This is a genomic window from Streptomyces sp. PA03-6a (genome assembly GCF_033792765.1).
GTDB lineage: Bacteria > Actinomycetota > Actinomycetes > Streptomycetales > Streptomycetaceae > Actinacidiphila.
Window position 1 is genome coordinate 1 of sequence record NZ_JARAVK010000031.1, and the last position, 25,205, is coordinate 25,205.

At 74.5% G+C, this 25,205-nt stretch carries 25 protein-coding genes; 11 read left to right on the forward strand and 14 right to left on the reverse strand.

Annotated elements, in window-relative coordinates; all coding sequences use genetic code 11:
- Positions 1 to 61: 61 nt before the first annotated feature.
- From PV350_RS10490 to PV350_RS10510, 5 genes are all read right to left on the reverse strand, one after another.
- The gene (locus tag PV350_RS10490) at positions 62 to 1,228 is read right to left on the reverse strand and encodes an MBL fold metallo-hydrolase (RefSeq protein WP_500333450.1); all 1,167 of its coding nucleotides are present in this window, start codon (positions 1,226 to 1,228) and stop codon (positions 62 to 64) included.
- 339 nt (positions 1,229 to 1,567) lie between these two features.
- Positions 1,568 to 1,996 (reverse strand): PPOX class F420-dependent oxidoreductase, encoded by a 429-nt coding sequence (locus PV350_RS10495; protein WP_499515255.1) that lies wholly within the window; start codon positions 1,994 to 1,996, stop codon positions 1,568 to 1,570.
- A 7-nt stretch (positions 1,997 to 2,003) separates the two neighbouring features.
- Positions 2,004 to 3,851: a DUF2264 domain-containing protein gene (locus PV350_RS10500; protein ID WP_499515254.1), complete on the reverse strand. Its 1,848-nt coding sequence runs from the start codon at positions 3,849 to 3,851 to the stop codon at positions 2,004 to 2,006.
- Positions 3,852 to 4,003: 152 nt separating this feature from the next.
- Positions 4,004 to 4,405, reverse strand: coding sequence for a hypothetical protein (locus PV350_RS10505; RefSeq protein WP_499515253.1), 402 nt, complete (start codon positions 4,403 to 4,405; stop codon positions 4,004 to 4,006).
- A 39-nt stretch (positions 4,406 to 4,444) separates the two neighbouring features.
- Positions 4,445 to 5,074, reverse strand: a complete 630-nt coding sequence (locus PV350_RS10510; protein ID WP_500333451.1) for a GNAT family N-acetyltransferase — start codon at positions 5,072 to 5,074, stop codon at positions 4,445 to 4,447.
- A 68-nt stretch (positions 5,075 to 5,142) separates the two neighbouring features.
- On the opposite strand from PV350_RS10510, the gene PV350_RS10515 reads away from it, so the two are divergent.
- Entirely contained in the window at positions 5,143 to 6,027 is an 885-nt protein-coding gene (locus PV350_RS10515) for an alpha/beta fold hydrolase (RefSeq protein WP_499515251.1), read from the forward strand.
- A gap of 69 nt (positions 6,028 to 6,096) precedes the next feature.
- Here PV350_RS10515 and PV350_RS10520 read toward each other — a convergent pair whose 3' ends face one another.
- Positions 6,097 to 6,747 (reverse strand): DUF4360 domain-containing protein, encoded by a 651-nt coding sequence (locus tag PV350_RS10520; RefSeq protein ID WP_500333452.1) that lies wholly within the window; start codon positions 6,745 to 6,747, stop codon positions 6,097 to 6,099.
- Positions 6,748 to 7,025: 278 nt separating this feature from the next.
- On the opposite strand from PV350_RS10520, the gene PV350_RS10525 reads away from it, so the two are divergent.
- From PV350_RS10525 to PV350_RS10535, 3 genes are read left to right on the forward strand one after another with little or no spacing between them, the layout of a single operon-like run.
- Complete coding sequence (locus PV350_RS10525) at positions 7,026 to 7,970, forward strand: AraC family transcriptional regulator (protein ID WP_500333453.1); 945 nt, start codon at positions 7,026 to 7,028, stop codon at positions 7,968 to 7,970.
- Positions 7,971 to 7,987: 17 nt separating this feature from the next.
- Complete coding sequence (locus PV350_RS10530) at positions 7,988 to 9,124, forward strand: site-2 protease family protein (protein WP_499515248.1); 1,137 nt, start codon at positions 7,988 to 7,990, stop codon at positions 9,122 to 9,124.
- 47 nt (positions 9,125 to 9,171) lie between these two features.
- Positions 9,172 to 10,707 (forward strand): ATP-dependent DNA ligase, encoded by a 1,536-nt coding sequence (locus PV350_RS10535; protein WP_499515247.1) that lies wholly within the window; start codon positions 9,172 to 9,174, stop codon positions 10,705 to 10,707.
- 117 nt (positions 10,708 to 10,824) lie between these two features.
- Here PV350_RS10535 and PV350_RS10540 read toward each other — a convergent pair whose 3' ends face one another.
- The 3 genes from PV350_RS10540 to PV350_RS10550 all read right to left on the reverse strand — a co-directional run bounded on the left by PV350_RS10540 (position 10,825) and on the right by PV350_RS10550 (position 12,829).
- Positions 10,825 to 11,103, reverse strand: coding sequence for a hypothetical protein (locus PV350_RS10540; RefSeq protein ID WP_500333454.1), 279 nt, complete (start codon positions 11,101 to 11,103; stop codon positions 10,825 to 10,827).
- A 296-nt stretch (positions 11,104 to 11,399) separates the two neighbouring features.
- Complete coding sequence (locus tag PV350_RS10545; RefSeq protein WP_499515245.1) at positions 11,400 to 11,930, reverse strand: O-acetyl-ADP-ribose deacetylase; 531 nt, start codon at positions 11,928 to 11,930, stop codon at positions 11,400 to 11,402.
- A 53-nt stretch (positions 11,931 to 11,983) separates the two neighbouring features.
- Complete coding sequence (locus PV350_RS10550) at positions 11,984 to 12,829, reverse strand: NUDIX domain-containing protein (protein ID WP_500333455.1); 846 nt, start codon at positions 12,827 to 12,829, stop codon at positions 11,984 to 11,986.
- 142 nt (positions 12,830 to 12,971) lie between these two features.
- On the opposite strand from PV350_RS10550, the gene dnaK reads away from it, so the two are divergent.
- Both dnaK and grpE read left to right on the forward strand, forming a co-directional pair.
- Positions 12,972 to 14,840 carry a molecular chaperone DnaK gene (gene dnaK, locus PV350_RS10555; RefSeq protein ID WP_499515243.1) on the forward strand — a complete coding sequence of 623 codons (1,869 nt, stop codon included), beginning with the start codon at positions 12,972 to 12,974 and terminating at the stop codon, positions 14,838 to 14,840.
- Positions 14,837 to 15,532, forward strand: coding sequence for a nucleotide exchange factor GrpE (gene grpE, locus PV350_RS10560; RefSeq protein WP_499515242.1), 696 nt, complete (start codon positions 14,837 to 14,839; stop codon positions 15,530 to 15,532). The genes dnaK and grpE overlap by 4 nt, the downstream gene beginning before the upstream one ends.
- An 18-nt stretch (positions 15,533 to 15,550) precedes the next feature.
- Here grpE and aroQ read toward each other — a convergent pair whose 3' ends face one another.
- From aroQ to PV350_RS10575, 3 genes are read right to left on the reverse strand one after another with little or no spacing between them, the layout of a single operon-like run.
- Complete coding sequence (gene aroQ, locus PV350_RS10565) at positions 15,551 to 16,018, reverse strand: type II 3-dehydroquinate dehydratase (protein WP_499515241.1); 468 nt, start codon at positions 16,016 to 16,018, stop codon at positions 15,551 to 15,553.
- A 22-nt stretch (positions 16,019 to 16,040) separates the two neighbouring features.
- The gene (locus PV350_RS10570) at positions 16,041 to 16,802 is read right to left on the reverse strand and encodes a pirin family protein (RefSeq protein ID WP_499515240.1); all 762 of its coding nucleotides are present in this window, start codon (positions 16,800 to 16,802) and stop codon (positions 16,041 to 16,043) included.
- A gap of 60 nt (positions 16,803 to 16,862) precedes the next feature.
- Positions 16,863 to 18,008 (reverse strand): helix-turn-helix domain-containing protein, encoded by a 1,146-nt coding sequence (locus PV350_RS10575; RefSeq protein ID WP_500333456.1) that lies wholly within the window; start codon positions 18,006 to 18,008, stop codon positions 16,863 to 16,865.
- A gap of 69 nt (positions 18,009 to 18,077) precedes the next feature.
- Here PV350_RS10575 and PV350_RS10580 point away from each other — a divergent pair, with 69 nt between their 5' ends.
- The 3 genes from PV350_RS10580 to PV350_RS10590 are packed head-to-tail and all read left to right on the forward strand — an operon-like array spanning position 18,078 to position 21,778.
- Positions 18,078 to 19,835 (forward strand): FAD-dependent oxidoreductase, encoded by a 1,758-nt coding sequence (locus PV350_RS10580; RefSeq protein ID WP_500333457.1) that lies wholly within the window; start codon positions 18,078 to 18,080, stop codon positions 19,833 to 19,835.
- A 12-nt stretch (positions 19,836 to 19,847) separates the two neighbouring features.
- A complete protein-coding gene (locus PV350_RS10585) occupies positions 19,848 to 20,714 on the forward strand; it encodes a dioxygenase family protein (protein ID WP_499515237.1) in 867 nt (288 codons plus the stop codon).
- Positions 20,711 to 21,778 carry a maleylacetate reductase gene (locus PV350_RS10590; protein ID WP_500333458.1) on the forward strand — a complete coding sequence of 356 codons (1,068 nt, stop codon included), beginning with the start codon at positions 20,711 to 20,713 and terminating at the stop codon, positions 21,776 to 21,778. Before PV350_RS10585 ends, PV350_RS10590 begins: the two co-directional genes overlap by 4 nt.
- 136 nt (positions 21,779 to 21,914) lie before the next feature.
- On the opposite strand, the gene PV350_RS10595 is transcribed toward PV350_RS10590, so the two are convergent.
- A complete protein-coding gene (locus PV350_RS10595) occupies positions 21,915 to 22,106 on the reverse strand; it encodes a hypothetical protein (RefSeq protein WP_500333459.1) in 192 nt (63 codons plus the stop codon).
- A 49-nt stretch (positions 22,107 to 22,155) separates the two neighbouring features.
- On the opposite strand from PV350_RS10595, the gene PV350_RS10600 reads away from it, so the two are divergent.
- On the forward strand, positions 22,156 to 22,611 hold the full coding sequence (locus PV350_RS10600) for a hypothetical protein (protein ID WP_499515234.1): 456 nt from the start codon (positions 22,156 to 22,158) through the stop codon (positions 22,609 to 22,611).
- Between the two features lie 320 nt (positions 22,612 to 22,931).
- Here the strand turns inward: PV350_RS10600 and PV350_RS10605 are convergent, their stop codons facing one another.
- Complete coding sequence (locus PV350_RS10605; RefSeq protein WP_499515233.1) at positions 22,932 to 23,843, reverse strand: alpha/beta hydrolase; 912 nt, start codon at positions 23,841 to 23,843, stop codon at positions 22,932 to 22,934.
- A gap of 230 nt (positions 23,844 to 24,073) precedes the next feature.
- Here PV350_RS10605 and PV350_RS10610 point away from each other — a divergent pair, with 230 nt between their 5' ends.
- The gene (locus PV350_RS10610; protein ID WP_500333460.1) at positions 24,074 to 25,105 is read left to right on the forward strand and encodes a saccharopine dehydrogenase family protein; all 1,032 of its coding nucleotides are present in this window, start codon (positions 24,074 to 24,076) and stop codon (positions 25,103 to 25,105) included.
- Positions 25,106 to 25,205: the final 100 nt, after the last annotated feature.

Here is a 25,205-nt window from a genome sequence, read left to right on the forward strand (position 1 = left end):
GGAGGGGGCGGGTGCGGCGGGCGCCCCGCCCCTCCTCGCTCACGACCGGCTCACGACGCGCTCACGCCGGGGCGCTGTCCGGCTGCGGGGCGGCCGGCCGCGCGTCGTCGGTGAGCGCGGGCCAGGTGCGGGCGGCGGCCCCGTGCGCGATCGCCCGCCACCAGGGGTCGAGCGGCACCCCGGCCGCGGGCTCGAAGGGCTCTCCGGGGCGTGGCACGGCGACCCGGGCCCCCACGGCGCGCGCCGCGGCGACGGTGCCCTCGGCGGGCTCCTCCCACGGGTGCGGGGCCAGGTTGAACGTGCCCCAGTGGATGGGGAGCATGAGCTCGCCGCGCAGGTCCTGGTGGGCGCGGACGCCCTCCTCGGGGGTCATGTGGATGTCGGGCCAGAAGTCGCTGTAGGCGCCGATCTGCACCATGGTGGCGTCGAACGGCCCGTAGGCCTCGCCGATCTCCGTGAAACCGGGGAAGTATCCCGTGTCACCGCTGTGGTAGACGCGGTGCTCGGGCCCGGCGACGACCCAGGAGGCCCACAGGGTGTGCTGGGTGTTGCGGATCGCCCGGCCGCAGAAGTGCCGCGCCGGGGTCGCCGTGAGGGTGAGCCCGGCGACCTGCGTCGACTCGTGCCAGTCCAGCTCGGTCATGCGGTCCGCGGGGACGCCCCAGCGTTCCAGGTGGGCGCCGACGCCCAGCGGCACGACGAAGCGGGTGCCGGTCCCGGCGAGCGCCTTGATCGTGGGCATGTCGAGGTGGTCGTAGTGGTCGTGGGAGATGACGATCGCGTCGGCCTCGCCCAGCTCCTCCAGCGGTACCGGCGGCCGGTGGAGGCGCTTGGGGCCGACGAAGGAGAAGGGGGAGCACCGCTCGCCCCAGACCGGGTCGAACAGGACGCGGCGCCCGTCGATCTCGGCGAGCACGGTGGAGTGGCCCATCCAGGTGAGCCGCAGGCCCGAGGCGGGCGGTGCGGCCAGGTCGGCGAGGGTCGTGGCGTGCAGCGGGATGTCCCCGGCGGGGGCCCTGCGGACCCGCTCCTCCTTGCGGAAGTACGTCCGGGCGAACCGCAGCATCGATCCGGAGGGCGCCGTACGTGCGCCCAGGGGGTTGGTGAACACCCCGTCGGCGAAGTTCGGCGACCGCCGGATGCGCTCCATCCTCTCCCCGTAGGGGTTGTCTCCGAAGGCGGGGATGAGGCTGGAGAGCAGGGAACGCTTCGGACTGGAGCCGGACACGGCACCTCCCGTTGGTCGGCGGTCACGAACGTGCCGTGAGCCGTCCGGGCCCCGGCAGAACCAGTATGTACAGCGACAACTCCTACACCGGTCATTCCGGTTCCGCGCCCCTTTGTGGGATCGGCCGCCGTCGGCCCACCGGCTCCCGCCCACGACCGGCGGGACGACCGTGACCAGGCGGTTCCCCGGTGCGGGAGATCGTCCCCGCTGTATCGCGCAGTGTCGCTCAGTGTTGCGCAGTGTTGCGCAGTGTTGCGCAGTGTCGATGCTGCCACCGTCGGGGGCCGGATGCCGCCCGCCCCCACGGGGAGCGGGCGGCGGGGCGCACCGCAGGGGCGGCTACGCGCCGCGCGGCTGGCCGTACGCGCGCTCGACGTGGAGCTTCAGCACCAGGCGCTTGTCCTCGACCATGGCGCGGCGGTAGTCGTCCCAGTCCGGGTGCTCGCCCTGCAGGGCCCGGTAGAGGTCGACGAGCTCCTCGACCGTCGCGTCGTCCCGGTCCGCCGCGACGGGGGTGAGTTCCGCGGTGCCCTCCGCGACCGTCCAGGCCCAGCGGTCGGCCGTGGTGACGTGGTAGCTCGCGCGGGGGTCGCGGCGCAGGTTGCGGGTCTTGGCGCGGTCGTCGGTGAGGGAGACGCGCAGCACCCCCGTGTCCGGGTCGTAGTGGTGGATGACGTTGGACATCTGGGGGCGGCCGTCACGCTTGATGGTGACGAGCACGCCCCCCTTGGTGTCGGCGAGCAGGCGGAGGAGGTCTTTGTCGCTCATGGCAGCCTCAACGAGCGTCCGGGGGCGAGGATTCCACGACCACGTCGGCCGTGGTCAGCCGCGCCCGGTGCGTGGCTCCGTCGGCCCAGGTGACGGTCACCTCGTGGACCCCCGACGGCGACACACCGGCCTCGGCCCGGGCGAGGGCGGACAGCGGCTCCGCGTCGGCGGCGCCGGTGAGCCGGGCCGCGCAGAGGAAGAGGTCGCCGCGGCTGCCGCCGCCTTCGGTGGTCTCGCCGGTGAGGACGGGGGTGACCGCGCGTCCGGTGCACGCGGTCGGGGCGGGCGGCAGGCCGGGGGCGGCCCGCAGGCCCTGCAGCGGCAGCAGTTCCGAGGTCAGGCCCTCGCCCGCGGGCCAGCCGGTCTGCCGTACCGGCGAGCCTTGCGGCGCCCCGCTGACCAGGTGGGCGCGGATCTCGGCGGCGCCCCTGGCCATCACGAGGCTCACGACGCGGACCCGCTCACCGGCGCGGGAGCGTGAGGCGGCCCATCCCTCGCCGGCGCCGAGCGGGGTGAGCCCGGTGCGCGCGGTGACACCGCCGTCGGCGTCCAGAAGGCCGAAGTGGTTGTCGGGGAGCGTGTCCCCGGTCAGCGGAGCGGTGGCCGTGGAGTAGGCGAACCGCGTGTAGTGGGCGGCGTAACGGGTGTCCTCGCTGCCGTGGTTGTGCAGGCGTACGAGGCCGTCGGCGGCCGTCGACTGGATCAGCCAGTTGGGCGCGGGCAGCGCGGTCATGACGTCGCCGCGTTCGACGGGGGCGGGCTCCTCGGGCGCCGTCCACACCGCGTGTCCTGGCGGCAGCAGCAGGCCGAGGAAGCCCTTGCTCGCCCAGTACGGGGAGCCGGGCCCGGAGTAGTCCTGCAGGACACCCGCGTAGGGGCCGTGCCAGCCCAGGGACAGCAGCCCGTCGGGGCCCGCCGCGCCGCGGTCCAGGAAGTGGCGCAGGGCGCCGGAGGCCAGGCGCCGCGTGGTGCCGGGGGCGAGCGGGGTGTGTCCGGTGAGGGCGCCGAGCCACAGCGGCGCGGCCGCGGCGACCCGGTAGGTCAGCGAGCGGCCCTGGTGGAGGGGCGAGCCGTCGGCGCCGAACAGGCGGGACTGGTCGGCGAGATGGATCCGCAGCCGCTCGCCGTAGCGGTCCAGCAGGTCGGCGTCGCCGGAGAACCAGGCCTCCAGCACGGGGTAGAGGTGCAGCGCCCACCCGTTGTAGTGGTCGAAGGCGCGCAGGTCGCCGTCGGTGTACCAGCCGTCGCCGACGTACCAGCGCTCGATCCGCCGCAGTCCGCGCGCGACGGCGTCCCGGTCGCCGAGGAAACCGCCGACGGTGGCCGGGAACATCTCCCAGTTGTTGGGCCACGCCTGCGCGGCGGCCGCCCGGGCGAGCCAGGCGGTGGCGCGTTCGCGCACGGGCCCGTCGAGCCGGTCCCACAGCCAGCGGCGGGTCAGCCGGAGCGCGATGGCGATGGACGCGGCCTCGACCAGCGGCTGCGTGCGGTCGGCCACGACGGGCCAGTCCTCCGGCCCGTCCCCGCCGGGCCGCGCGGTGCCGGCGGCCAGGCCGTCGGCGTACCGCTGCAACAGTCCTGACGGATCGTCACCGTTCGTGCCCGCCACGCGGATCGCGGCGAGCAGGAATGTGCGCGCGTACCCCTCCAGGCCGTCCGAGCGGGCGCCCGAGGCGCTGTTCCGGTCGCCGGGGAGGTGGTAGAGCGCCCCGCCGGGCGTGGCGTGCGGGGCGACGGCGGCGAGCAGCCCGTCGGCGACCGCCTCCCAGTGGGCGCGGGTCCACCCTGTGTACGGGCTCAGCTCCCGGTCCTCGGGCGGCAGTTGGAAGGGGTGCGCCGGCGTTTTCCGGGTCACGGTTCGCATACGGCCTTTCCGGGGTCGGGGAACGGCTTCGCCGCCGGGCGCCGACCTCCCGGCGGTGCCCGGCCGGCGGTGCCCGGCCGGCGGGCGACTCTACCGCCGCGCCGCAAGCGCTTTCCAGAGCGTGTCGGCCTCGCCCGGGGCCGTCAGGCCCCCTCTGGATCCGTGGAGAGCGTGCCCGGACGGATCGCGGCACGCCCCACGCCGAGGGCACGCAACAGGACGTCCAGTGCCTGCTCGTGGTCGTCCACGGAATGGTGGACCCAGGCGTAGGTGCCGTAAGAGCCCCCGTCGAACTCGTGCAGCGCGTACTCCGTCCTGCCGATGCGGAAGACGGCGACGCCCACGTCACCGAGGTCCTGCCAGCTGCGTTCGACGGTCAGCCTCAGCCGCGCGGCGAACGCCGCCAGGGGAGGATCCAGCCTCGCGAGACATCGGAAGTCACAGGCGACCCGGTCCCACAGCCCGATCTGCAGGGCGGGGTTGCGCTTCCCGCCCTGGTACTGCGGCGCGGGCTCCCCGTCGGCCTCGGGGCCGGGCACCTCCACGCAACGCTCCCCTCCCACCGGCGGCACACCGCGATCCCCTCAGCCCCCGTCCGTCGCCGACGTCCCGCGTCCCAGGTACGTCAGGGGACCGGGGTCCGGGACGGGGAGCTCACGGAACCCCATCCGGTCGTAGAAGGCGCGGGCCGCGGTGTTGGCGGTCACCATGCCGAGGTGGACGGCGCCGACGCCCCGGGCGGCCAGCGCGTCCAGGAGACGCCCCATCAGTTCCCGCCCGTAGCCGCGCCGCTGGTACTCGGGCAGCAGGTCGATGTGCAGGTGCGCGGGGTACCCGGCGAGTTCCGGCACGATCATGCGCTCCGGGCGGTGCAGCAGGTCCGCCATCTCCTCGTCCGGGGTGACGGGCGGCCCGGACGGCTTGGGGTGGCGGTGTTCGAGCCGGGGCAGCCACTCGGCGCGGAAGCGCCACACGAAGGCGGCGGTGTCCGCGGTGCCGACGATGTAGCCGACGGCGCGCGTGCCGTCGTCGACGACGAAGGCGAGTTCGGGCTCGAGGTGGGCGTAGGGCCCCGCGAAGTTGTCCGGGAGCAGGTCGTGGTCGGTGTAGAGGTGCCGCGCGTCGCCGCCCTCGTGGCCGGTGCGCACGCAGATGTCGTAGACGGCGGCCCGGTCCTCCGGGCGGTACGGGCGGATCACGGCGCGTGGGGTCATGCGGGCATGATGACGGTCATGGGAGCGCTCCCACAACCCCTGCGACGTACCGCGTTAGGCTGAACCACATGGGGGCCCACAGGCCGAGGGAGGTCGCCATGGCCCCGGCCACCGAGGCGCTGGCCGTGTCGCACGGCCCCTACCGGCTGCACGCCGAGATCACCCCGGGCCCCGGCGCGCCCGCGGTCCTGATGCACGGCTTCCCCGACAGCAGCCGGCTGTACGACCGCCTCCTGCCTCACCTGGAGGGCAGGCTGCCAGTGGTGCGGTTCGACTTCCTCGGGTGGGGACGCTCCGACAAACCGCCCGGCCACGCCTACACCGTCGCCCAGCAGGTGGACGACCTCGCCGCGGTGGCCGACGCCCTCGCGGCGGGCCGCACCGGCCGGCGCCTGGTGCTGGTGGCGCACGACGCCTCGGGACCGCCCGCGATCGACTGGGCGCTGGAGCACCCCGACCGCGTGGCCCGGCTGGTGCTGCTCAACACCTACTACCACTGGACCCCCGCGCTGCGCCGCCCTCCGGCGATCGCCCTGTACTCCACCCCGTTGCTGCGCTCGGCGGCCCGGGCCGTCGCCAGGCGCCGGCCCGGTCTGGACCGCAGGCTCTACGTCTGGCAGGTGGGCGGCTTCATCCGCGACCCGGAGGTGCGCGGGACGTACGTCGAGCGGCTCTACGCGCAGTACCCCGCCGCCCGCCCGGCGTTCTGGGGGCTCAACGACGAGCTGCTGCACGCGATGCTGAGCCGCCGGCGGCGCATCCCGGAGATGCGCGAGTTCCAGCCGCCGGTCCGGGTGGTCTTCGGCACCCGGGACCGGTGGCTCAACACCCGCGTCGCCCGGCAGTTCTCCGTGATCTTCCCCCACAGCGAACTGCGCCTGCTGATGCACGCCGGGCACTACGTGCAGGTCGACGAGCCCGAACGGGTCGCCGACGCCATCACCGCCCCGTGAGCGGGGCTGCCGGGTGACGCGGGCCGGGCCCCTTTCCCGCCCAGGGCCCGGCCCGCGGGGCGCCGGGGACTACGCGCCGGGGCACTCCTTCCACGCCAGGTGGTACGTGGTCCTGATGCTTCCGTCCGTGGAGTCCATCGTCATGAAGCTCGTGGTCCGCGACGGGTCCGAACTGCCGGCGCTGACCCGCAGTTCGGTGTTGATGTTGAAGTTGCGCAGTTCGCCGCAGGGCGCCCAGACCAGCGCGGCGACGTCGACGCTGTCCGTGGTCTGCCAGTTGTCGTCCAGCGCGCCGCGGAAGGTGTGGCTGATGGCGTTGGTCTCGGGCGAGCCCTGGAAGTAGTAGCTGGCCTTCTCCACGCCGGAGGCGCCGCGCTCCAGGTGCGCGAAGCCGCGGTAGTCGGCCGCGGCGATCGCGTAGGTGAAGCCCTGCGGCACGTGCACGTTCAGGTTGAGCTGGCAGTTCTTGCGGAAGTCGGTCGGCTTGGAGCCGACGCCCACCTGGGCGATGTAGGCGCTGTACGTGACGGTGAAGGCCTCGTTGTCCGGCGAGACGGCCACGGCGGCGGTGCCGGCCGGACAGCCGGAACCGTTGACGGTGGCGACGTCGATGACGATCCGGTCCGGCGGCGGCAGGGTGGCGCCGCCCGGCTCCCAGGCCTGCGGGCCGAGCAGCGAGGCGGCCGCCACGCCGCTCATGGCCAACGCACGTAACGTCATGGGGGGGATTCCCTTCAGGTCGTTGAGGGGTCGCGACACCGGGTCGTGCACCCCGTTCCGGTGTCGCGTACACGACACCATGTGTCACCGTTCGCGTACAGAATCCCCATAGGTTTCCCACAGGAATGGCCGACCGCCGTCACCCCTGGCGCGGAAGTGACGCACGAGATCCGGACAGTCACCCGGCGTGACACGGGTCGGCCTCCCGGCTGAGACGGGCTGAGACGGATCACGGGCAAATGGCTGGTTTCCATACGCGGACGTCTACCCTGGAGGACATGGACGCACTCTCGGGCCTGCTCGACGGACCCCGTGCGCGGGGTGCCTTCCTGCTGCGCATGGTCATGGAGCCGCCGTGGTCGGTGCGGATCGAGGACCGGGCGCCGCTGTGCGTGATGACGGTCGCGCGCGGAGGGGCGTGGGTCGTGCCCGAGGAGGGCGCGCCGGTGCGGCTGCGGCCCGGGGACGTGGCCGTGGCGCGCGGCCCCGTGCCGTACGCGGTCGCCGACCTCCCCTCGACCCCGCCGCACGCCTGGATCCTCCCCGGTGCGGTGTGCCGCACCGCGGACGGCCACGACCTGGCCGACGCGATGGCGCTGGGGGTGCGGACCTGGGGCAACCGGGCCGACGGCTCCGACGTCATGCTGGTCGGCACCTACGAGGTGGACGGCGCGGTCGGCCGACGGTTGCTGGACGCGCTGCCCCCGCTCCTGGTGCTGCCGGCGCGGGAGTGGGAGAGCCCGCTGCCGCCGCTGCTGGCCGAGGAGATCGTCAAGGACGATCCGGGGCAGGAGGCGGTGCTGGACCGGTTGCTGGACCTGCTGCTGATCTCCGTGCTGCGGGCGTGGTTCGCCCGGCGCGGCGAGGCGGCCCCCGCGTGGTACCGGGCCTTCGCCGACCCCGTGGTGGGCCGGGCGCTGCGGCTGCTGCAGAACAACCCGGCCCACCCGTGGACGGTGGCGGCGCTCGCCGCCGAGGCGGGCGTGTCGCGGGCCGCGCTGGCCCGGCGCTTCGGCGAATTGGTGGGCGAGCCGCCCATGGCGTACCTGACCGGCTGGCGGCTGGCGCTCGCCGCCGATCTGCTGCTCGAACCGGACGCCACGCTCGGGGCGGTCGCCCGCCGGGTCGGCTACGGCAGCCCCTTCGCGCTGAGCGCCGCCTTCAAGCGGGTGCGGGGGGTGAGCCCCCAGGAGCACCGCGTCGGCGCGGCCCGGGCGGAGTGACACTGGAGGGAGGAGTCATGAACGGTTCGGTCGTTGTGGGACGCGTCTTCGGGGTTCCGCTCCGGATGCACTGGAGCGTCCCCGTCCTCATCGTGCTGCTCGCCTACGGGCTCGGCCGCGAGACCCTGCCCGCCTGGGTCCCGGGCCTGTCGGCCACCGCCTACACCGTCGCGGCGGCCGTGGGCGCGGTCCTGCTGATGGCGAGCCTGCTCGCGCACGAGGTCGCCCACGCGGCGACGGCCCGGCGCGAGCACCTGTCGGTCGAGGACGTCACCTTGTGGGCCATGGGCGGCATGACGCGCATGGGGCGGCCCGGCTCCGCGGGCGCCGCCTTCCTGGTGGCGGTCAGCGGCCCGCTGGCGAGCCTGGTCATCGGCGGCGCCGCGCTCGGCGCGGGCATCGGCGTGGACGCGGCGGCCCACCGCTCGGTGCCGGGGGCGCTGCTGATCTGGCTGGGCTGGGCGAATCTGCTGCTCGGCGTCTTCAACCTGCTGCCCGCCGCGCCCCTGGACGGCGGCCGCGTGCTGCAGGCGCTGCTGTGGTGGCGGACGGGGGACCGCGACCGCGCCGACCGGGTCGCCGGGCGCGGCGGGCAGGTCCTCGGCTTCCTCTTCGTCGTGGTCGGGTGGCTCGCCTTCGCCCGCGGCATGGCCGGCGGCCTGTGGCTCGCCCTGGTCGGGCTCTTCATGGCCCTCACCGCGGGCGCCGAACGCCAGCGCGCGGTCATCAGCGCCGCGCTGCGCGGCGTACGGCTCGCGGACGCCATGTCGGCCCCCGTCGTGACCGGCCCCGACTGGCTGCCGGTGGACCGCTTCATCGACGAGGTCGCGGTGGCCGCCCGCCATTCCACCCTGCCCCTGGTCGACTTCGACGGCCGCCTCAGCGGGGTGGTGCAGCTGCGCCGGCTCACGTCGGTCCCCGCGGACCGCCGCGCCGACGTGCGGGTCCGCGACGTCGCCGTCCCGCTGTCCAGGACCACCACCGGCACACCGGAGGAACTCGTCAACGACGCGCTCGACCGCCTCCAGCCCGGCGCCGGCGGCGTCCGGGTCGTCGTCGTCGACGGCGGCCGCCCCATCGGCATCGTCACCGGCACCGACGTCACCCGGCTCGTCCAGCGCCGCCGCATGACGGGCGGACGGCCCCCCGTCTGACCCGCCCGAGGGCTGCGCGCCCGGCGCGGGCGGTCCAGGATGGAGCCATGCTGCTCGCGGAGCTCGCCCGGACGTCCCGGGAGGTGGCGGCCACGTCCGCCCGGTCGGAGAAGGTGGCGGCGCTGGCCCGGCTGCTGCGTACCGCGGAGCCCGACGAGGCGCCCGTGGTGATCACGTACCTGGCGGGGCGACTGCCCCAGCGGCGCACCGGGGTGGGCTGGAGCACCCTGCGGGAGCGGCGGGAGCCCGCACCGGCGCCCCGGCTGACGGTGCACGAGGTCCACGAGACGCTCGACCGCATCGCCGCGGTCACCGGCAAGGGGGCGGCGGCCGAACGCAAGCGGCTGGTGGCGGACCTCATGGGCGCGGCCACGGAGGAGGAACAGGCGTTCCTGCTCGGGCTGATCGGCGGGGAGCTGCGGCAGGGGGCGCTCGACGCGCTCGCGGTCGAGGCGCTCGCCGTGGCGGCAAAGGCGCCCCCGGAGGACGTGCGGCGCGCGGTGATGCTGGGCGGTTCCCTGGGCACCGTCGCGCAGGCGCTGCTGGCCGGGGGGCCGGAGGCGCTCGCGGCGTTCCGGCTGGAGGTGGGGCGACCGGTGCAGCCGATGCTCGCGCAGACCGCGAAGGACGTGGACGAGGCCCTGGACCGGCTGGGCCCGTGCGCGCTGGAGGAGAAGCTGGACGGCATCCGCGTCCAGGTGCACCGCACGGGCGAGGACGTGCGCGTGTACACCCGCACGCTGGACGAGATCACCGGCCGGCTGCCGGAAGTCGTCGCCGCCGCACGGGAGTTGGCCGTGGAGGAGGCCGTGCTCGACGGCGAGGTCATCTCCTTCGGCGAGGACGGCCGCCCCCGCGCCTTCCAGGAGACCTCCTCCCGGGTGGGCTCGCGGCTGGACGTCGCGGCCGCCCGGGAGTCGCTGCCGGTGGCACCGGTCTTCTTCGACCTGCTGTCGGTCGACGGCCGCGACCTGCTGGACCTGTCCACCGCCGAGCGCCACGAGGAACTGGCCCGGGTCGCCCCCGCACCGCGCAGGGTGCGCCGGCTGGTGGCCGCCGACCCGGCCGACCCGGCCACCCGGCAGGCGGCCCGCGACTTCGCGGAGCAGGTGCTGGAACGGGGCCACGAGGGGATCGTGGCCAAGGCGCTCGACGCCCCGTACAGCGCCGGGCGGCGCGGGGCGGCCTGGCTCAAGGTCAAGCCGGTGCACACCCTCGACCTGGTGGTGCTCGCCGCCGAGTGGGGCCACGGCCGCCGCACCGGCAAGCTGTCCAACCTCCACCTCGGCGCCCGCCGCCCCGACGGCACCTTCGCGATGCTGGGCAAGACCTTCAAGGGCCTGACCGACGCCATGCTCGCCTGGCAGACCGAGCGCCTGCGGGAACTGGCCGTGAGCGACGACGGGTGGGTGGTCCGGGTCCGCCCGGAACTCGTCGTGGAGATCGCCTTCGACGGCCTGCAGCGCTCCACCCGCTACCCCGCGGGCGTCACGCTCCGCTTCGCCCGCGTCCTGCGCTACCGCGAGGACAAGACGGCCGCCGAGGCGGACACCGTCGACACGGTGCTGGCCCTGCGGCCCTGACCGGGGGCCCGGCGCGGTCGGGGTGACCGCGGCGGGCCGGGATCGCCCGTGCCGGCAGGCGGTGGCGCCGCGGGAAGCCGCGCCGTCCGACGCGGCCGGTGCCGTGATCGGCGGGGCTCACACCGTCCGCCTCGCTTCGCACAGGGTGGCCACCGGGGCGAGCCGCTCCGCCAGTTCGTCGAGGGCGGCGTCCACCGTCTCCCGCTGGGCGCGGCTCAGCCGGAGCAGCGGGCTCCACTCGCCGTCAGGGGCGGACGCCGCGAGGGCCTCCTCGGCGTGGCCCGGCTCCCGGTCGGGCGCCGGCAGGTCCTCCCGGGTGCCGTCGGGGGTCGCCCGGGCGGTGCCGAGGTCGCCGCCGCCGCCGAAGCCGGTCCGTCCGGTCAGCTCGAACTGCACGTGTTCTCCAGGATCTCGTGTGCCCGCGGCCCCGGTCGGGCCGGACCCATGCGGGCCTGTGACCAGTCGGCGCCCAGGATCCCGGCGCGTACGCCCGGACGCGAGAGCCGCGGCCCAGGGCCGGACGGCGGCGTTCCGGGCCGCCCCCGGGGTCGTACGGTGCGTGATCACCTCATGCTAGGCAGGGCTTGCGGTCCCGGAGCTTTCCCAAAGGAATCGATGACCAAGAGTTCCGCCCCGGTTAACCCGCACCACGGGCCGGGCACCGCTCCGTGCCCCGCTCCCGGACGCCGAGGTCACCGCTCACCGAGCCCTCCCCCGGGAAGTCGCGCCGCGAACGCGGCGTAGGCCGCGTCGTCGAAGAGGACGAAGCGGACCTCCTCGACCTCGGTGTCCGTGTCCTGGACGGTGGCGACGGCGATGCGCGCGGCGTCCTCGACGGGCCAGCGGTAGACGCCGGTGGAGATCGCGGGGAAGGCGACCGTCTTCGCGCCGACCTCGTCGGCGATCCGCAGCGCCTCGCGGTGACAGGAGGCGAGCAGCCCGGAGCGGTCCTCGCCGGCGCTGTGCACGGGGCCGACGGTGTGGATCACCCAGCGGGCCGGGAGCCGGCCGGCCGTGGTGGCGACGGCCTGTCCGGTCGGCAGACCGCGCCCGTACCGCGAGGCGCGCAGCGCACGGCACTCCTCGAGGATCTCCGGGCCGCCGCGGCGGTGGATGGCGCCGTCGACGCCGCCGCCCCCGAGCAGCGAGGAGTTGGCGGCGTTGACGACGGCGTCGACGGACTGCTGCGTGATGTCGCCCCGGACGAGGGTGATGCGTGCCATACCCGTGATCCTGCCACCGCGAGGTGCCCGGGCGCCCGGCCGTTCCCGCCGGGTCACCAGTCGCAGGGCACCCGCAGGTCGAGCAGTGAGTCGCAGAACTCCGCGGCGGGCTTCGGCCAGCCCTCGCGGTGCCAGTGCGCGATGCGCCAGCCCAGCCGTTTGGGCCACAGCGGCAGGTGCCGCAGGTCGTCGACGGGGACCCAGACGGGGGCGGCGGCCTCCTCCAGGTCGAGGGAGGAGCGGGGGCCGATCTCGCCGTGCGCCTCGACGAGGAAGTAGTGCCCGGGGTGCGAGCCGCGGTGCACCCGGTTCACCCGGGCGATCTCCTGCCCGACGGTGCCGCTCAGCCCGGTCTCCTCCGCGAGTTCGCGCAGGACGGCCGTCTCGGGGATCTCCCCCGGCTCGACCCCGCCGCCGGGGATCTCGTAGTAGTCGCCGCGCCGGTGGCGGTAGCGGATCAGCAGCATGCGCCCGTCGCGGACGATCACCGCGCCGGCCCGGGTCCGTTTGGGCGGCCGGCCGAGCGGGTCCTCCAGTACGAGGCGGCCCCGCCACCAGGGCGGGCCGTCCCAGGACCGCAGGATGGCCTCCCACGCCGTCCAGGGCGCGAGCGGCAGGTGCAGGGCCTCGGACCTGCTGAGCAGCCGGGTGGGCGGGGGGCCGGACGGCAGCGGCACGGCGGCCCGGTAGTACAGATGGGTGCCGCCGGTCGCGCGGACCTCCAGGCAGGGCCGGAGGTCGGTCCTGACGTCGACGCCGAGGCCGTCGCGGGCCGCCGCACGGGCGGTCTCCGCGGGGTCGCCGCGAGGCGGGACGGGGGCCTGCGGCAGGCTCAAGTCGCTGTGTACGGCGAGGCGTTGGTCGTGGAAGAGGATCACTCCCGCATGCAGTGAGGACATCCCGCCGACGCTAGCAGCGCCCGCTGTCCGGGCCCCGCGATTATTCCGGGACATTGCCCTGCGCTCCCCGGTGCGGGTTGCGGCGGCCGTCTGGTGGTCGGCCCGCGCGCGTCGCACCCTGGAGGGGAGGAGGCGAGCTGACATGACACGTCCGGTCGGTATTGACCTCGGCACCACCAATTCGGTGGTCTGCGCTCTGGAGGGCGGTGAGCCCACCGTCATCACCAACACGGAAGGGGCACGGACCACACCTTCGGTGGTGGCCTTCAGCAAGGGCGGCGAGGTCCTCGTCGGCGAGATCGCCAAGCGCCAGGCCGTGACCAACGTGGAGCGGACCGCCCGCTCGGCCAAGCGGCACATGGGCGACCCCGACTGGCGGTTCCCCGATTCCGGCACCATCGACGGCAAGCGCTACACGGCCCAGGAGATCTCGGCCCGGGTGCTGCAGAAGCTGAAGCGGGACGCGGAGGCGTACCTGGGCGAGGACGTCACGGACGCGGTGATCACGGTGCCCGCGTACTTCGACGACGTCCAGCGCACCGCGACCAAGGAGGCCGGGGAGATCGCCGGCCTGAACGTGCTGCGGATCATCAACGAGCCCACGGCCGCGGCCCTGGCGTACGGCCTGGACAAGGAGAACGACCAGACGATCCTCGTCTTCGACCTGGGCGGCGGCACCTTCGACGTCTCCCTGCTGGACATCGGCGAGGGCGTGGTGGAGGTCAAGGCCACCAACGGCGACACGGAGCTGGGCGGCGACGACTGGGACCAGCGGGTCGTCGACCACCTCGTGGAGCGCTTCAAGAACGCGTACGGGCTGGACCTGGCCAAGGACAAGATGGCGCTGCAGCGGCTGCGCGAGGCGGCCGAGCGGGCGAAGATCGAGCTGTCCTCGTCCACCGAGACGACGATCAACCTGCCCTACATCACGGCCTCCGCCGAGGGCCCGCTGCACCTGGACGAGAAGCTCACCCGCGCCCAGTTCCAGCAGCTGACCGCGGACCTGCTGGAGCGCTGCAAGGGTCCCTTCCACCAGGCGGTGAAGGACGCGCGGATCAACGTCGCCGACGTCGACCACGTGATCCTGGTGGGCGGTTCGACCCGGATGCCGGCGGTGACGGAGCTGGTGAAGTCGCTGACCGGCAAGGAGCCGCACAAGGGCGTCAACCCGGACGAGGTCGTGGCGATCGGCGCCAGCCTCCAGGCCGGGGTGCTCAAGGGCGAGGTCAAGGACGTCCTGCTGTTGGACGTCACCCCGCTGTCCCTCGGCATCGAGACCAAGGGCGGCATCATGACCAAGCTGATCGAGCGCAACACGACCATCCCCACGAGGCGCTCGGAGATCTTCACGACGGCCGAGGACAACCAGCCGTCGGTGCAGATCCAGGTCTACCAGGGCGAACGCGAGATCGCGGCGTACAACAAGAAGCTCGGGGTGTTCGAGCTGACCGGTCTGCCGCCGGCCCCGCGCGGTATCCCGCAGATCGAGGTCTCCTTCGACATCGACGCCAACGGCATCATGCACGTGACGGCGAAGGACCTCGGCACCGGCAAGGAACAGAAGATGACCGTGACCGGCGGCTCCGGGCTGCCGAAGAGCGACATCGACCGCATGATGCGCGAGGCCGAGCAGTACGCGGAGGAGGACCACAAGCGCCGTGAGGAGGCCGAGACCCGCAACAACGCGGAGAGCCTGGTCTACTCCACCGAGAAGCTGCTGCGGGACAACCCCGACAAGGTCCCGGGCGACCTGAAGTCGGAGGTCGAGTCGGCGGTGGCGGACCTGAAGGAGCAGCTGAAGGGCGAGGACTCCGCCGGCATCCGCCGGGCGACCGAGCGGCTGACCGCCTCGGCGCAGAAGATCGGCACGGCGATGTACGCCCAGGCCCAGGCGGAACGGTCCGCGGCGGGCGAGGGCGGGGCCCCGCACGCGGCGCCGCCGGAGGGCGACGAGGACGTGGTGGACGCCGAGATCGTCGACGACGACAAGCGGGAGGGAGGCACGGCGTGAACCGGGCCGGTCCGCCTCCGGGCGGCGGGCTGCGGGCGCGGCTCGTCGAACGCACGGCGGACCTGCAACGGCTCAAGGCCGAGTACGACAACTACCGCAAGCGCGTGCACCGGGACCGGCTGGCGGTGCGGGAGATCGCCGTCGCGAACGTGCTGCACGGACTGCTGCCGGTGCTGGACGCCGTCGACCGGGCGCGGGAGCTGGGCGAGGTAACCGGCGGCTTCCGCGCCGTGGTCGAGGTGCTGGAGGCGCGGCTGGCGGAGCTCGGCCTGCGGTCGTTCGGCGAGCCCGGGGATCCCTTCGACCCGGCGCGTCACGAGGCGGTCGGCTCGTCGGGCGCCTACGGCGCGGACCGCCTGGTCTGCGGCACCGTCGTGCGCTCCGGCTACCGGGTCGGCGGGCACCTGCTGCGCCCCGCGGAGGTGGTGGTCACCGGACCTGCGGGGGCACCGGCCCGGGTGCACCCTGGAGGCATGGAGACAACCCACAAGGTCGACGTGGCCCCGCTCGGGGCCGACCACCGTTACCGCAGGGTGCACATCCGGGGTGTGGGCTGGGAGCAGTTGGAGCGGGAGGAGTTCGAGCTGCGGGTGCGCGGGACCTTCCCGGACATCGACGTGTCGGACCCCGATCAGGTGCACTGGGCCGACCACCCCGGCGAGTGGCCGGACTGGCAGCCGGGCGAGGCCTGAGCGCGGCCCGCCGCTGGTTCAGCGGGCGCCGGCGTCCAGGAGCGCGGCGATCCGCTCGACGGCGAAGGCGTAGCCCTGGACGCCGCAGCCCGCGATCACGGCGTCGGCCCGCGCCGAGACGTAGCTGTGGTGCCGGAAGGCCTCGCGCCGGTGGATGTTGGAGATGTGGACCTCGATCACGGGCAGGCCGTCGCAGGCGCTGAGGGCGTCCAGGATCGCCACCGAGGTGTGGGAGTAGGCGCCGGGGTTGATCACGACGCCCGCGTGGTGCTCGCGGGCCTCGTGGATCCAGTCGATCAGCTGTCCCTCGTGGTTGCTCTGCCGGCAGTCGGCGGTCCCGCCGAGCCGAGCCGCCGTCGCGGCGCACAGGGCCTCGACGTCGGCGAGGCTCTCGGAGCCGTAGATCTCGGGCTGCCGCCGGCCGAGCAGGTTGAGGTTGGGACCGTTGAGGACCATGATCGGCGCGCTCGCGAGGGTGCGGGTCATGGCCCCAAGGTCTACCACGTGATCACCCGAAGCTGACGGCGGCGTCCATCTCCCAGACCAGCACCTCGGCACCCTCGGCGCCGGCGGTGAGCCGCTGGCCCTCGGCCCCGGTGACGCGCACGGCGTCGCCCTTGGCGAGCAGACCGGCGCCTTCGACGGCGACCTCGCCCTTGGCGACGTACAGGTGCACCAGGGGGGCGGTGGGCAGGGCCAGGGTCTGCTGCGGCGCCATGCGCGCGGCCTGCAGCGCGGCGTGTTTCTGGGCGATGGAGATGGCCCGCTCGTCGCGGTCGCGGTCCATTCCGGAGGCGACGGTGACCCAGCCGCCGCGGGCGAGTTCGTCGTTGATGTCGAGCTGCTCGTAGCCAGGCTTGATGCCCTGCTCGTCGGGGAACACCCACATCTGCACGAAGTGCACGGGGTCCTTGTGCTCGGGCGCGCCGGTCAGCTTCCAGCTGTCGTTCTTCTCGCTGTGCAGGATGCCGGTGCCCGCGCTCATCCGCTGGGCGAGGCCCGGGTAGATGACGCCGTTGTGGCCCTCGGAGTCCTGGTGGACCAGGCCGCCGTCGAGCACCCAGGTGACGATCTCCATGTCCCGGTGCGGGTGCGTGTCGAAGCCGGTGCCGGGGGCGACGACGTCGTCGTTGGAGACCAGCAGCAGACCGAAGTGGGTGTTCTTCGGGTCGTAGTGGTGGCTGAAGGAGAAGCAGTGGTGCGAGTCGAGCCAGCCGGCGCGGGTGTGGAACCGCTGGCCGGCGCGGCGGACATCCAGCTGGGTGGCCATCGGGGATCTCCTTCTGCGGGGTGTGTCTCTGTCGCCCAACCTAACATGTTGAATCTCGAACTATATTCCTTGGATGCCGTAGCTCCGCAGCTTGCGGTAGACCGTGGCCCGCGCGATGCCCAGCGCCTTCGCCGCCCGCGCCTTGTTGCCGCCGTGGGTGCGCAGCGCCTCCAGGATCGCGTCCCGCTCGGCCCGCTCCAGGCTGCCCAGACGGCGGCCGCCGGCCCCGCCGCGCACGGCGTCCGGCAGTTCCTCCGGGCGCACCGGACCGCTCAGCCTGCGCTCGTCCGCGAGGGTCCTGACGACCGTCGCCAGCTCGGCGACGTTGCCCGGCCAGGTGTGCCGCTCCAGGGTGCGCCGGGCCTCGACGGTCCAGGTCAGCGGCGGGTGGCCGGGCGCCGGTCGCGGGCTGAGGGCGGCGAGCAGCACCGGGAGGTCCTCGGGGCGCTCGCGCAGCGGCGGTACGGACAGCGAGCGCGCCGCCAGCCGGCCCAGCAGGCGGTCCAGGCACGGGTCCGTACGGTCCCCGGGGGTGTGGGTGGCGGTCAGCCGCAGGACGGGGCGCTGTTCGAGGAGCGCCACCAGCGCGGCCGCGGCGCCGGCGTCCAGCGCCTCGACGTGGCGGACGAGCACCCGGCCCGGCACGGGGCGCACGGCCAGCCGCCGCACCCAGTCACGGGCCGCGGCACCGGTCACCAGCGCCGCGTCCAGCTCCACGTCGCCGGCCCGGACGGCGCGGGCCAGCGTCGTCTTGCCGGTGCCGGGCTCCCCCGTCACCAGCAGCGGCCCCTGCTCGCCCCCGAGCCGCACCGCGCGGGCCACCGCTGCGCGCCAGGACAGCGACGCGCCCACGAGCCCGGGCAGCCTCGGCTCGGGGACCGCCGGCGGCCCGCCGGAACCCTCCGCCGCCGCGGACAGCACGGCGACGGCGCCGATGACCTCGCCGGAGTCCAGGACGGGGCTGAGCCGGGCCCGCCAGCCGCCGTCCGGCAGCGGCAGCTCGTACCCCTCGGTCCGGCCGTCGCGGACCATGCCGCCGGCCCGCCGCTCCAGCAGCGCCAGCGACTCGTCGGACAGCCGCCGCGCGGCCTCGGCGCTCACGATCCGCGTCCTGCCGTCGGCCGCGACGACCGCGCGGCCGTTCGGCCGCTCGCGCAGGTAGGCGCCGAGCAGCAGCTCTTCGGGGGATGTATCGGATTGAGACACGCCGGCGGTCTCCCTCTGATCCACGATCGGTTCGTTGCCATTTCAATTATCCGTCAAGGAGCCGCGTTGATGGAGACCGTCGAGACCGACGTGCTGATCGTGGGCAGTGGGCCGGCCGGCGCGGGCGCCGCGCTCGCGCTGAGCACGTACGGGGTGCCGAACATCGTCGTCACGCGCTACGACAGGCTGGCCGACACGCCTCGGGCCCACATCACCAACCAGCGCACCATGGAGGTGCTGCGCGACCTCGGCGTCGAGCAGGAGGTCGTCGCCAAGGCCACTCCCCAGCACCTGATGGGGAACACCGTCTTCTGCACCAGCCTCGCGGGCGAGGAGCTGGGGCGGCTGCGCTCCTGGGGCAACGACCCGCTGGTGCAGGCCGCGCACGACCTGGCCAGCCCGAGCCGCATGTGCGACATGCCGCAGAACTGGATGGAGCCGGTGCTGGTCGAGGCGGCCGTGGCGCGCGGCACCCGGCTGCGCTACGGCACCGTCTACAAGTCCTTCGAGCAGGACGCCGACGGCGTGACCGCCGTGGTGGAGGACCGGCTGCGCGGCGACGAGTACGCCATCCGCGCCAAGTACCTGATCGGCGCCGACGGCGGACGCAGCAAGGTCGCCGAGGACGCCGGGCTGCCCATGGGCGGCAAGATGGGCGTGGCGGGCAGCGTCAACATCGTTTTCGAGGCCGACCTGTCCCGGTACGTCGCCCACCGCCCCAGCACCCTGTACTGGGTGCTCACCCCCGGCGCGACCGTCGGCGGCATCGGCGCGGGCCTGGTGCGCTGCGTGCGGCCGTGGAACGAGTGGCTGATCGTGTGGGGCTACGACGTCGAGGGCGCGCCCCCGGACCTCACCGAGGAGTACGCCCTGTCGGTGGTCCGGCAGCTCATCGGCGACGACGACGTCCCGGTGACCATCCGCTCCTCCTCGGCGTGGACGGTCAACGAGATGTACGCCGAGACGTACTCCCACGGCCGGGTCTTCTGCGCGGGCGACGCCACCCACCGGCACCCGCCGTCCAACGGGCTCGGCTCCAACACCTCCATCCAGGACGCGTACAACCTGGCCTGGAAGCTGAAGCTGGTCCTGGACGGCACCGCCGCGCCCTCGCTGCTGGACACCTACACCGCCGAGCGGGCGCCCGTCGGCAAGCAGATCGTCACCCGCGCCAACAAGTCGATCGGCGAGACCGCCCCGGTCTTCGACGCGCTGGACCTGCTCGCCCCGCAGAGCCCCGGGCAGCTGATCGCCAACATGGAGTCCCGCAAGGACGCGACCCCGGCCGGCGAGAAGCGGCGCGCACGGCTGCGCGAGGCGATCGACTTCAAGCGGTACGAGTTCAACGCGCACGGCGTGGAGCTCAACCAGCGCTACGCCTCGGCCGCGGTCGTCCCGGACGGCACCGCAGACCCGGGCTTCGACCGCGATCCCGAGCTGTACCACCAGCCGAGCAGCCGCCCCGGCGCCAAGCTGCCGCACGCGTGGCTGACGGCGGGGACCCGCACGCTGTCCACCCTCGACCTCGGCGGCGGGGGCCGGTTCGCGCTGCTGACCGGCATCGGCGGCGAGGCCTGGGCGGCGGCGGCCCGCGCGGTCGGCACCGAACTGGGGCTGGACATCGCGACCGCGGTGATCGGCCCCGGCCGGGAGTACGAGGACCCGTACGGCGACTGGGCGCGGGTGCGCGGCATCGGTGACACGGGCGCGCTGCTGGTCCGGCCGGACCTGTACGTGGCCTTCCGGCGCGCCGACGGGGCCGCCGACGACGCCGAGGCGCGGTCCGTGCTCGGCTCCGCGCTGCGGCGCATCCTGGGACGGGACTGACGAGGAGAGAGCATGGACTTCACCGAACAGAGCGCGACGCCGGCCGTCGTGGAGAGCTTCGCGCGGACGCCCGACCCGCGGCTGCGGGAGATCCTGGGCAGCCTGACCCGGCACCTCCACGACTTCGTCCGGGACGTCGAGCCGACGATGGGGGAGTGGGAAGGGGCGATCGGCTTCCTCACCCGCACCGGCCAGGCGTGCACCGACACACGGCAGGAGTTCATCCTCCTGTCCGACGTGCTCGGGGTGTCGATGCTGGTCGAGACGATCAACCAGCGGAAGTCGGCCGGGGAGGGGGCCACCGACTCCACCGTGCTGGGCCCGTTCCACATGGTCGACTCCCCCGCGCGGGAGTTCGGCGACGCGATCGACATGATCGGCTCGGGTGAGCCCTGCGTGGTCACCGGGCGCGTGGTCTCCGTGGACGGCACACCGCTGCCGGGCGCCACGGTGGACGTCTGGCAGGCCGACGAGCACGGCTTCTACGACGTCCAGCAGCCGGGCGAACAGCCCCGGGGCAACGGGCGCGGGCTGTTCGAGGCCGACGGGGAGGGCCGCTTCCGGTTCCGCACCGTCGTGCCCGCGCACTACCCGATCCCGACCGACGGCCCGGTGGGCGACCTGCTGGACGCCACGGAGCGCCATGCGTACCGGCCCGCGCACATCCACTTCATCGCGGCCGCCGCCGGCCACCAGCCGGTCACCACGCACGTGTTCGTCCAGGACAGCCCGTACCTGGACTCGGACGCGGTCTTCGCGGTGAAGAAGAGCCTGGTCCAGGAGTTCGCCGAGGTGGACGACCCGGAGCGGGCGGCCGGGTACGGGGTTCCCAACCCCTTCCGGCTGGCGACCTTCGACATCGTGCTGCAGCGGTCATGAGCCTGGAGTTCGTCCACGAGGCGCTGCCGATGCGGGTCGTCTTCCGACCCGGGGCCGCCACCACGGCCGTGGCGGAGGAGGCCGGCCGGCTCGGCCTGCGCCGCGTGCTGGTGCTGTCGGGCCGGCACGGTGAGGACACCGCGCGCTCCGTCGCCGCGTCGCTCGGGGCGGTCTGCGTGGGCGTCCACCCGGGCGCGGTGATGCACGTGCCGGTGAAGGTGGCCGACGAGGCCGTCGCGGTGGCGCGGGAACTGGACGCCGACGGGCTGGTCGCGGTCGGCGGCGGTTCCGCGGTCGGCCTGGGCAAGGCGGTCGCACTGCGCACCGGGCTGCCGCTGCTGGCCGTTCCGACGACGTACTCGGGCTCCGAGATGACCCCGGTCTGGGGCCTGACGGAGGACGGCGTCAAGCGCACCGGCCGCGACCGCCGCGTCCTGCCGCGCAGCGTCGTCTACGACCCGGAGCTCACCTTGTCGATGCCGCCGGCGCTGTCCGGTACCAGCGGCGTCAACGCCCTCGCCCACGCCGTCGAGGCGCTGTACGCCCCCGACGCCACCCCGATCGTGTCGCTGATGGCCGAGGAGGGGGTGCGCGCCCTGGCGGACGCGCTGCCGCGTGTCGTCGCCGACCCGGGCGGCCTCGACGCGCGCGGACACGCCCTGTACGGGGCCTGGCTGTGCGGGGCGTGCCTCGGGGCCACCACGATGGGCCTGCACCACAAGCTGGCCCATGTGCTCGGCGGCGCCTTCGACCTGCCGCACTCCGCGACGCACACGGTGCTGCTGCCGTACGTCCTCGCCTTCAACGCCCCGGCCGCCCCGGCCGCGACGGCCGCGCTCCGCCGGGCGCTGGGAACCGAGGACCCGGCGCGCGCAGTGCACGAGCTGGGCGGGCGGCTCGGCGCGCCGCGCTCGCTGGCCGAGGTCGGTCTGCCGGCCGACGGCATCGGCCGCGTCGTGGAGCTCGTGGGCGCGGCCTCGTACGCCAACCCGCGCCCGGCGGACGCGGAAGAGCTGCGCGCGCTGCTGACGGCGGCGTACGAGGGGGCGCCGCCGACGGGCTGACCGGATTCCGGCCGGGCATTCCCCCGTACGCACACGAACGCCTTTGCGCTTTTCGGCCGTGCTGCCGAGCGCATTCCCCGGCAGCGGTCCCGGAATTCCCGGCGGAACCCGTGTTCCGCCGGCGCGCGGGAATCCCTCAGCCCCGGCGCCGGGCCTCCCGGTCCGGGGCCGCGGGCGGCCCGCCGCCGTAGTCCAGCCGCTCCGCCGTCCTCACCAGCCGTTCGAGTGCGGCACCGTCCCGCGGCCCGCCGTGCAGGGCACGGCGGGCCCGCGCGACAACGCCGCACAGGCGTACGGAAAACAGGCGTTTCGTGCTCCAAAACGCCATCCCCCGCCACCCCTTCCGCCGGTTAGAAATATCTACCAAGGTTGAGCGTATGAGAAATGCGGCACCGAAACAGGCAATGGAGTGGCTGGCCGCCGCCGCGGCGGATCCGCGGGCGTGCAAGCGGGAATGGGAACACGGCGAGAGCGGGACCGTCCTGCTGCCCGCCGGGCGCTTCTGGGACGTGCTCAGCGTGCCCGAGGACCTCGGCCTGCTGGCCCTCGACGCCCTGCTGCGCCTCCCCCGCACGGAACCCGGGCCCACCCTCGCCGACACGGCCTCCCGCCGGGTCGGCTTCTTCCTCCCGCCGGACCCCGTCAGCAGATGGGTGGGCACCGGGATCCGCTACGCCGGCAGGGGCGCCTGGATCGCCGTCCCGCCCCCGTACCGGGCCGCGGGGGCCCTGCGGTGGCTGGTACCCCCCGACGGAACGGGCACCCTCCACACCCCTACCGTGGTGGAACTGGCCCTGTTCCAGGCAGCAGTTGCGGCAGACTGCCGCCGCTGAAGGAGGCCGCGCGCGGTACGTCCGGCCCCGCGTAGCCGGGGACGGCGCGCCCGTGGGCCCGCCAGTCGGCGAGGAGTTCGGTGTAGATGGGCGGGTCCATCCAATAGGCGCCGGTGAGTTCGGCGAAGGTCCGGTGGTGGTCCGGGTGGCCCTGGAGAAGGCATCCACGGGTCGAGGATGTGCTGCTGTCCATGTCCCCTTGCAACGCGGCTCGTGCGCCGGTGGTACGTCCGGAGCAGGCAGCGCCACTGGATCGAGTGAGCGCGCCCCCCTCGTTAGGGGCCTTCCTCTCACCCTCTGACCCGCTCATCGTCTCATCGTCACGCGACGGGAGGTCCCGGCAGCCCGAGCGCGTGAGCGAGCAGCGGCCAGGCCGTCGCGAACTCCTGTCGCCAGTAAGCCCATTCGTGTCGGCCGCCCTCGTAGTAGTGCGTCGTCACCGGGATGTCACGGAGTTCCAGCGCGGTGGCGAAGACATGCGTGGCGGGCCACAGGGTGCTCTCCAGCACCTCCGGCAGCAGCTCGGTGCCGCCGCCCGCGGCCGGGGCGGCGGCACCGCTTCCGCAGGACACGTACAGCGCGGTGCCGCGCAGCCCTCCCGCGCGCGCCGTGGGGTTGAAGGACCGCCAGGTGTCCCACCGGTCCACGGGGTCGCCCCACAGGGACCCGGGGCAGAGGCTCTCGCGGAGCAGGAGGGCGTCGAGGGCGGTGGGCACCCCGGCGAAGGTGGTGTCCAGGACGCCGCTGAAGGAGGCGGCGGCGCGGAACGCCCCCGGGTGGCGGGCCGCGTGGGCCATGGCGCCGTGGCCGCCGGTCGAGACGCCCGCCACGGCCCGTACGCCGGAGGCCCGGTAGTCGCGGCGCAGCAGCCCGTCGACCTCGCCCAGCTGGAAGGTCTCGTAGTCGGAGCCGTCGAGCCAGTGGCTGGACAGGCCCGCGGGGCCGCAGTCCGGCATGGCGAGGATGAGGCCGCCGCCCTCGGTGAGCCGCTCGACGCCCGCCTGCCGGCTCCAGGCGGTGTGGTCCTCGTGCGGCCCGTGCAGCAGGTACAGCACCGGCCAGGTGCGCCCGGGCGCACGCGCGAAGTCCGTGGGCAGGACGATCCGCACCGCCGCCGGGCGGCCGAGCGCCGCCGAGGCGACCGTCAGGTCCCAGGTGCGTGCGTCGACGCGGGTCGCGGCGGCCACCTCGGCGGCGGTCCCTCCGGGCGCGCGTGCGGTGCTGGGGGTCATGGGGGTGGCTCCTCACAGGACAGGTGCGCGACGGGGCGCGCACGGACCGGGCGCACTCCCTTTACCCGGGGTAACGGACGGCGGCCGGGAGTGGTTCAACGGCTGCCGCGGTTCCCCTCGGCGCGCCGCAAGCCCGCGACGCCCCGGGGGCGAAGTGCGGTGACCGACCGGTAGGTTCGGTGCCGGGGGCCCCGCCGCGGGGGCCGGAACCGACGAGGGAGCACACGCGCATGACCTGGTTGCTGTACGGAGCCACGGGCTACACCGGCCGCCTCGTCGCACGGGAGGCCGTGGCCCGTGGGGAACGCCCGGTGCTCGCGGGCCGGTCGGCCGCCGCGCTGGCCCCGCTGGCGGCCGGACTGGGCCTGGACCACCGGGTGGTCGGCCTCGGCGACGCGGCGGCGCTGCGCGCGGCGCTCGCGGACGTGGACGCCGTGGCCCACTGCGCGGGGCCCTTCTCCGCGACGGCGCTGCCGATGGCCGAGGCGTGCCTGCACACCGGCACGCACTACCTCGACATCACCGGCGAGATCGACGTGCTCGAGGCGCTGCACGCGATGAGCGCCCGGGCCCGCGCGGCGGGTGTGGTCCTGCTGCCCGGGGCGGGGTTCGACGTCGTCCCCACCGACTGCCTCGCCGCGACCGTCGCCGCCGCGCTGCCCACCGCCACCCACCTGGACATCGCCTTCGTGGCCGGCGGGGGCGCGAGCCCCGGCACGGCGCGCTCCGCGCTCGAGGCGCTCGACAAGGGCGCCGGCGGCCGCGCCCGCGTCGACGGGGTGATCCGCGACGTCCCGCTCGGGCACCCCCGGGTGACCGCGTCCTTCCGCACCGGCCGGCGCCAGGTCGCCGGCCTCGCCTGGGGCGACGTCAGCACGGCCTACCACTCGACCGGCATCCCCAACGTCTCGACGTACACCTGGCTGCCGGGCGCCCCGCTGGCGGCACGCGTGCTCCGGGTCGGCCCGGTACGGCGGCTGGCCCGCGCGGGGGTCGACCGTTTCCTGACGGGCCCCGGCGAGCGCGCGCGGGCGCGCACCCGTTCCCAGGTGTGGGCCCGCGCCCGCGACGCGCACGGCGGTGCGGCCCAGGCGGCGCTGTCGGCCCCCAACGGCTACGCGCTGACCGTCGATTCGGTGCTGCGCATCGTGACCCGGCTGCCGCGGCTCCCGCACGGCACCCAGACCCCCTCCTCGGCCCTCGGCGCCGACTTCGTCCTGGAACTGGACGGAGTACGCCGGGACGGACCCCACGTCAGCTGATCCCCCGCGGCTACGACGGACGCGCCGCCGCGGGACGCGGTCGCCGAGGCCGACCCGCGCCGCGGTCGGCCGGCCCCTGCAGGGCTACGGCAGAAGGGCG

What these genes read in the sequence shown, in the direction of transcription:
- PV350_RS10515 (WP_499515251.1), top strand. Translation starts at nt 5,143, where the DNA reads ATGGGGGCCCACAGGCCGAGGGAGGTCGCCATGGCCCCGGCCACCGAG.
- PV350_RS10510 (WP_500333451.1), bottom strand. Translation starts at nt 5,074, where the DNA reads ATGACCCCACGCGCCGTGATCCGCCCGTACCGCCCGGAGGACCGGGCC.
- PV350_RS10570 (WP_499515240.1), bottom strand. Translation starts at nt 16,802, where the DNA reads ATGGCCACCCAGCTGGATGTCCGCCGCGCCGGCCAGCGGTTCCACACC.
- PV350_RS10605 (WP_499515233.1), bottom strand. Translation starts at nt 23,843, where the DNA reads ATGACCCCCAGCACCGCACGCGCGCCCGGAGGGACCGCCGCCGAGGTG.
- PV350_RS10545 (WP_499515245.1), bottom strand. Translation starts at nt 11,930, where the DNA reads ATGGCACGCATCACCCTCGTCCGGGGCGACATCACGCAGCAGTCCGTC.
- PV350_RS10550 (WP_500333455.1), bottom strand. Translation starts at nt 12,829, where the DNA reads ATGTCCTCACTGCATGCGGGAGTGATCCTCTTCCACGACCAACGCCTC.
- PV350_RS10495 (WP_499515255.1), bottom strand. Translation starts at nt 1,996, where the DNA reads ATGAGCGACAAAGACCTCCTCCGCCTGCTCGCCGACACCAAGGGGGGC.
- PV350_RS10600 (WP_499515234.1), top strand. Translation starts at nt 22,156, where the DNA reads ATGAGAAATGCGGCACCGAAACAGGCAATGGAGTGGCTGGCCGCCGCC.
- PV350_RS10520 (WP_500333452.1), bottom strand. Translation starts at nt 6,747, where the DNA reads ATGACGTTACGTGCGTTGGCCATGAGCGGCGTGGCGGCCGCCTCGCTG.
- PV350_RS10590 (WP_500333458.1), top strand. Translation starts at nt 20,711, where the DNA reads ATGAGCCTGGAGTTCGTCCACGAGGCGCTGCCGATGCGGGTCGTCTTC.
- PV350_RS10530 (WP_499515248.1), top strand. Translation starts at nt 7,988, where the DNA reads ATGAACGGTTCGGTCGTTGTGGGACGCGTCTTCGGGGTTCCGCTCCGG.
- PV350_RS10595 (WP_500333459.1), bottom strand. Translation starts at nt 22,106, where the DNA reads ATGGCGTTTTGGAGCACGAAACGCCTGTTTTCCGTACGCCTGTGCGGC.
- PV350_RS10610 (WP_500333460.1), top strand. Translation starts at nt 24,074, where the DNA reads ATGACCTGGTTGCTGTACGGAGCCACGGGCTACACCGGCCGCCTCGTC.
- aroQ (WP_499515241.1), bottom strand. Translation starts at nt 16,018, where the DNA reads ATGACCCGCACCCTCGCGAGCGCGCCGATCATGGTCCTCAACGGTCCC.
- PV350_RS10535 (WP_499515247.1), top strand. Translation starts at nt 9,172, where the DNA reads ATGCTGCTCGCGGAGCTCGCCCGGACGTCCCGGGAGGTGGCGGCCACG.
- PV350_RS10580 (WP_500333457.1), top strand. Translation starts at nt 18,078, where the DNA reads ATGGAGACCGTCGAGACCGACGTGCTGATCGTGGGCAGTGGGCCGGCC.
- PV350_RS10525 (WP_500333453.1), top strand. Translation starts at nt 7,026, where the DNA reads ATGGACGCACTCTCGGGCCTGCTCGACGGACCCCGTGCGCGGGGTGCC.
- dnaK (WP_499515243.1), top strand. Translation starts at nt 12,972, where the DNA reads ATGACACGTCCGGTCGGTATTGACCTCGGCACCACCAATTCGGTGGTC.
- PV350_RS10585 (WP_499515237.1), top strand. Translation starts at nt 19,848, where the DNA reads ATGGACTTCACCGAACAGAGCGCGACGCCGGCCGTCGTGGAGAGCTTC.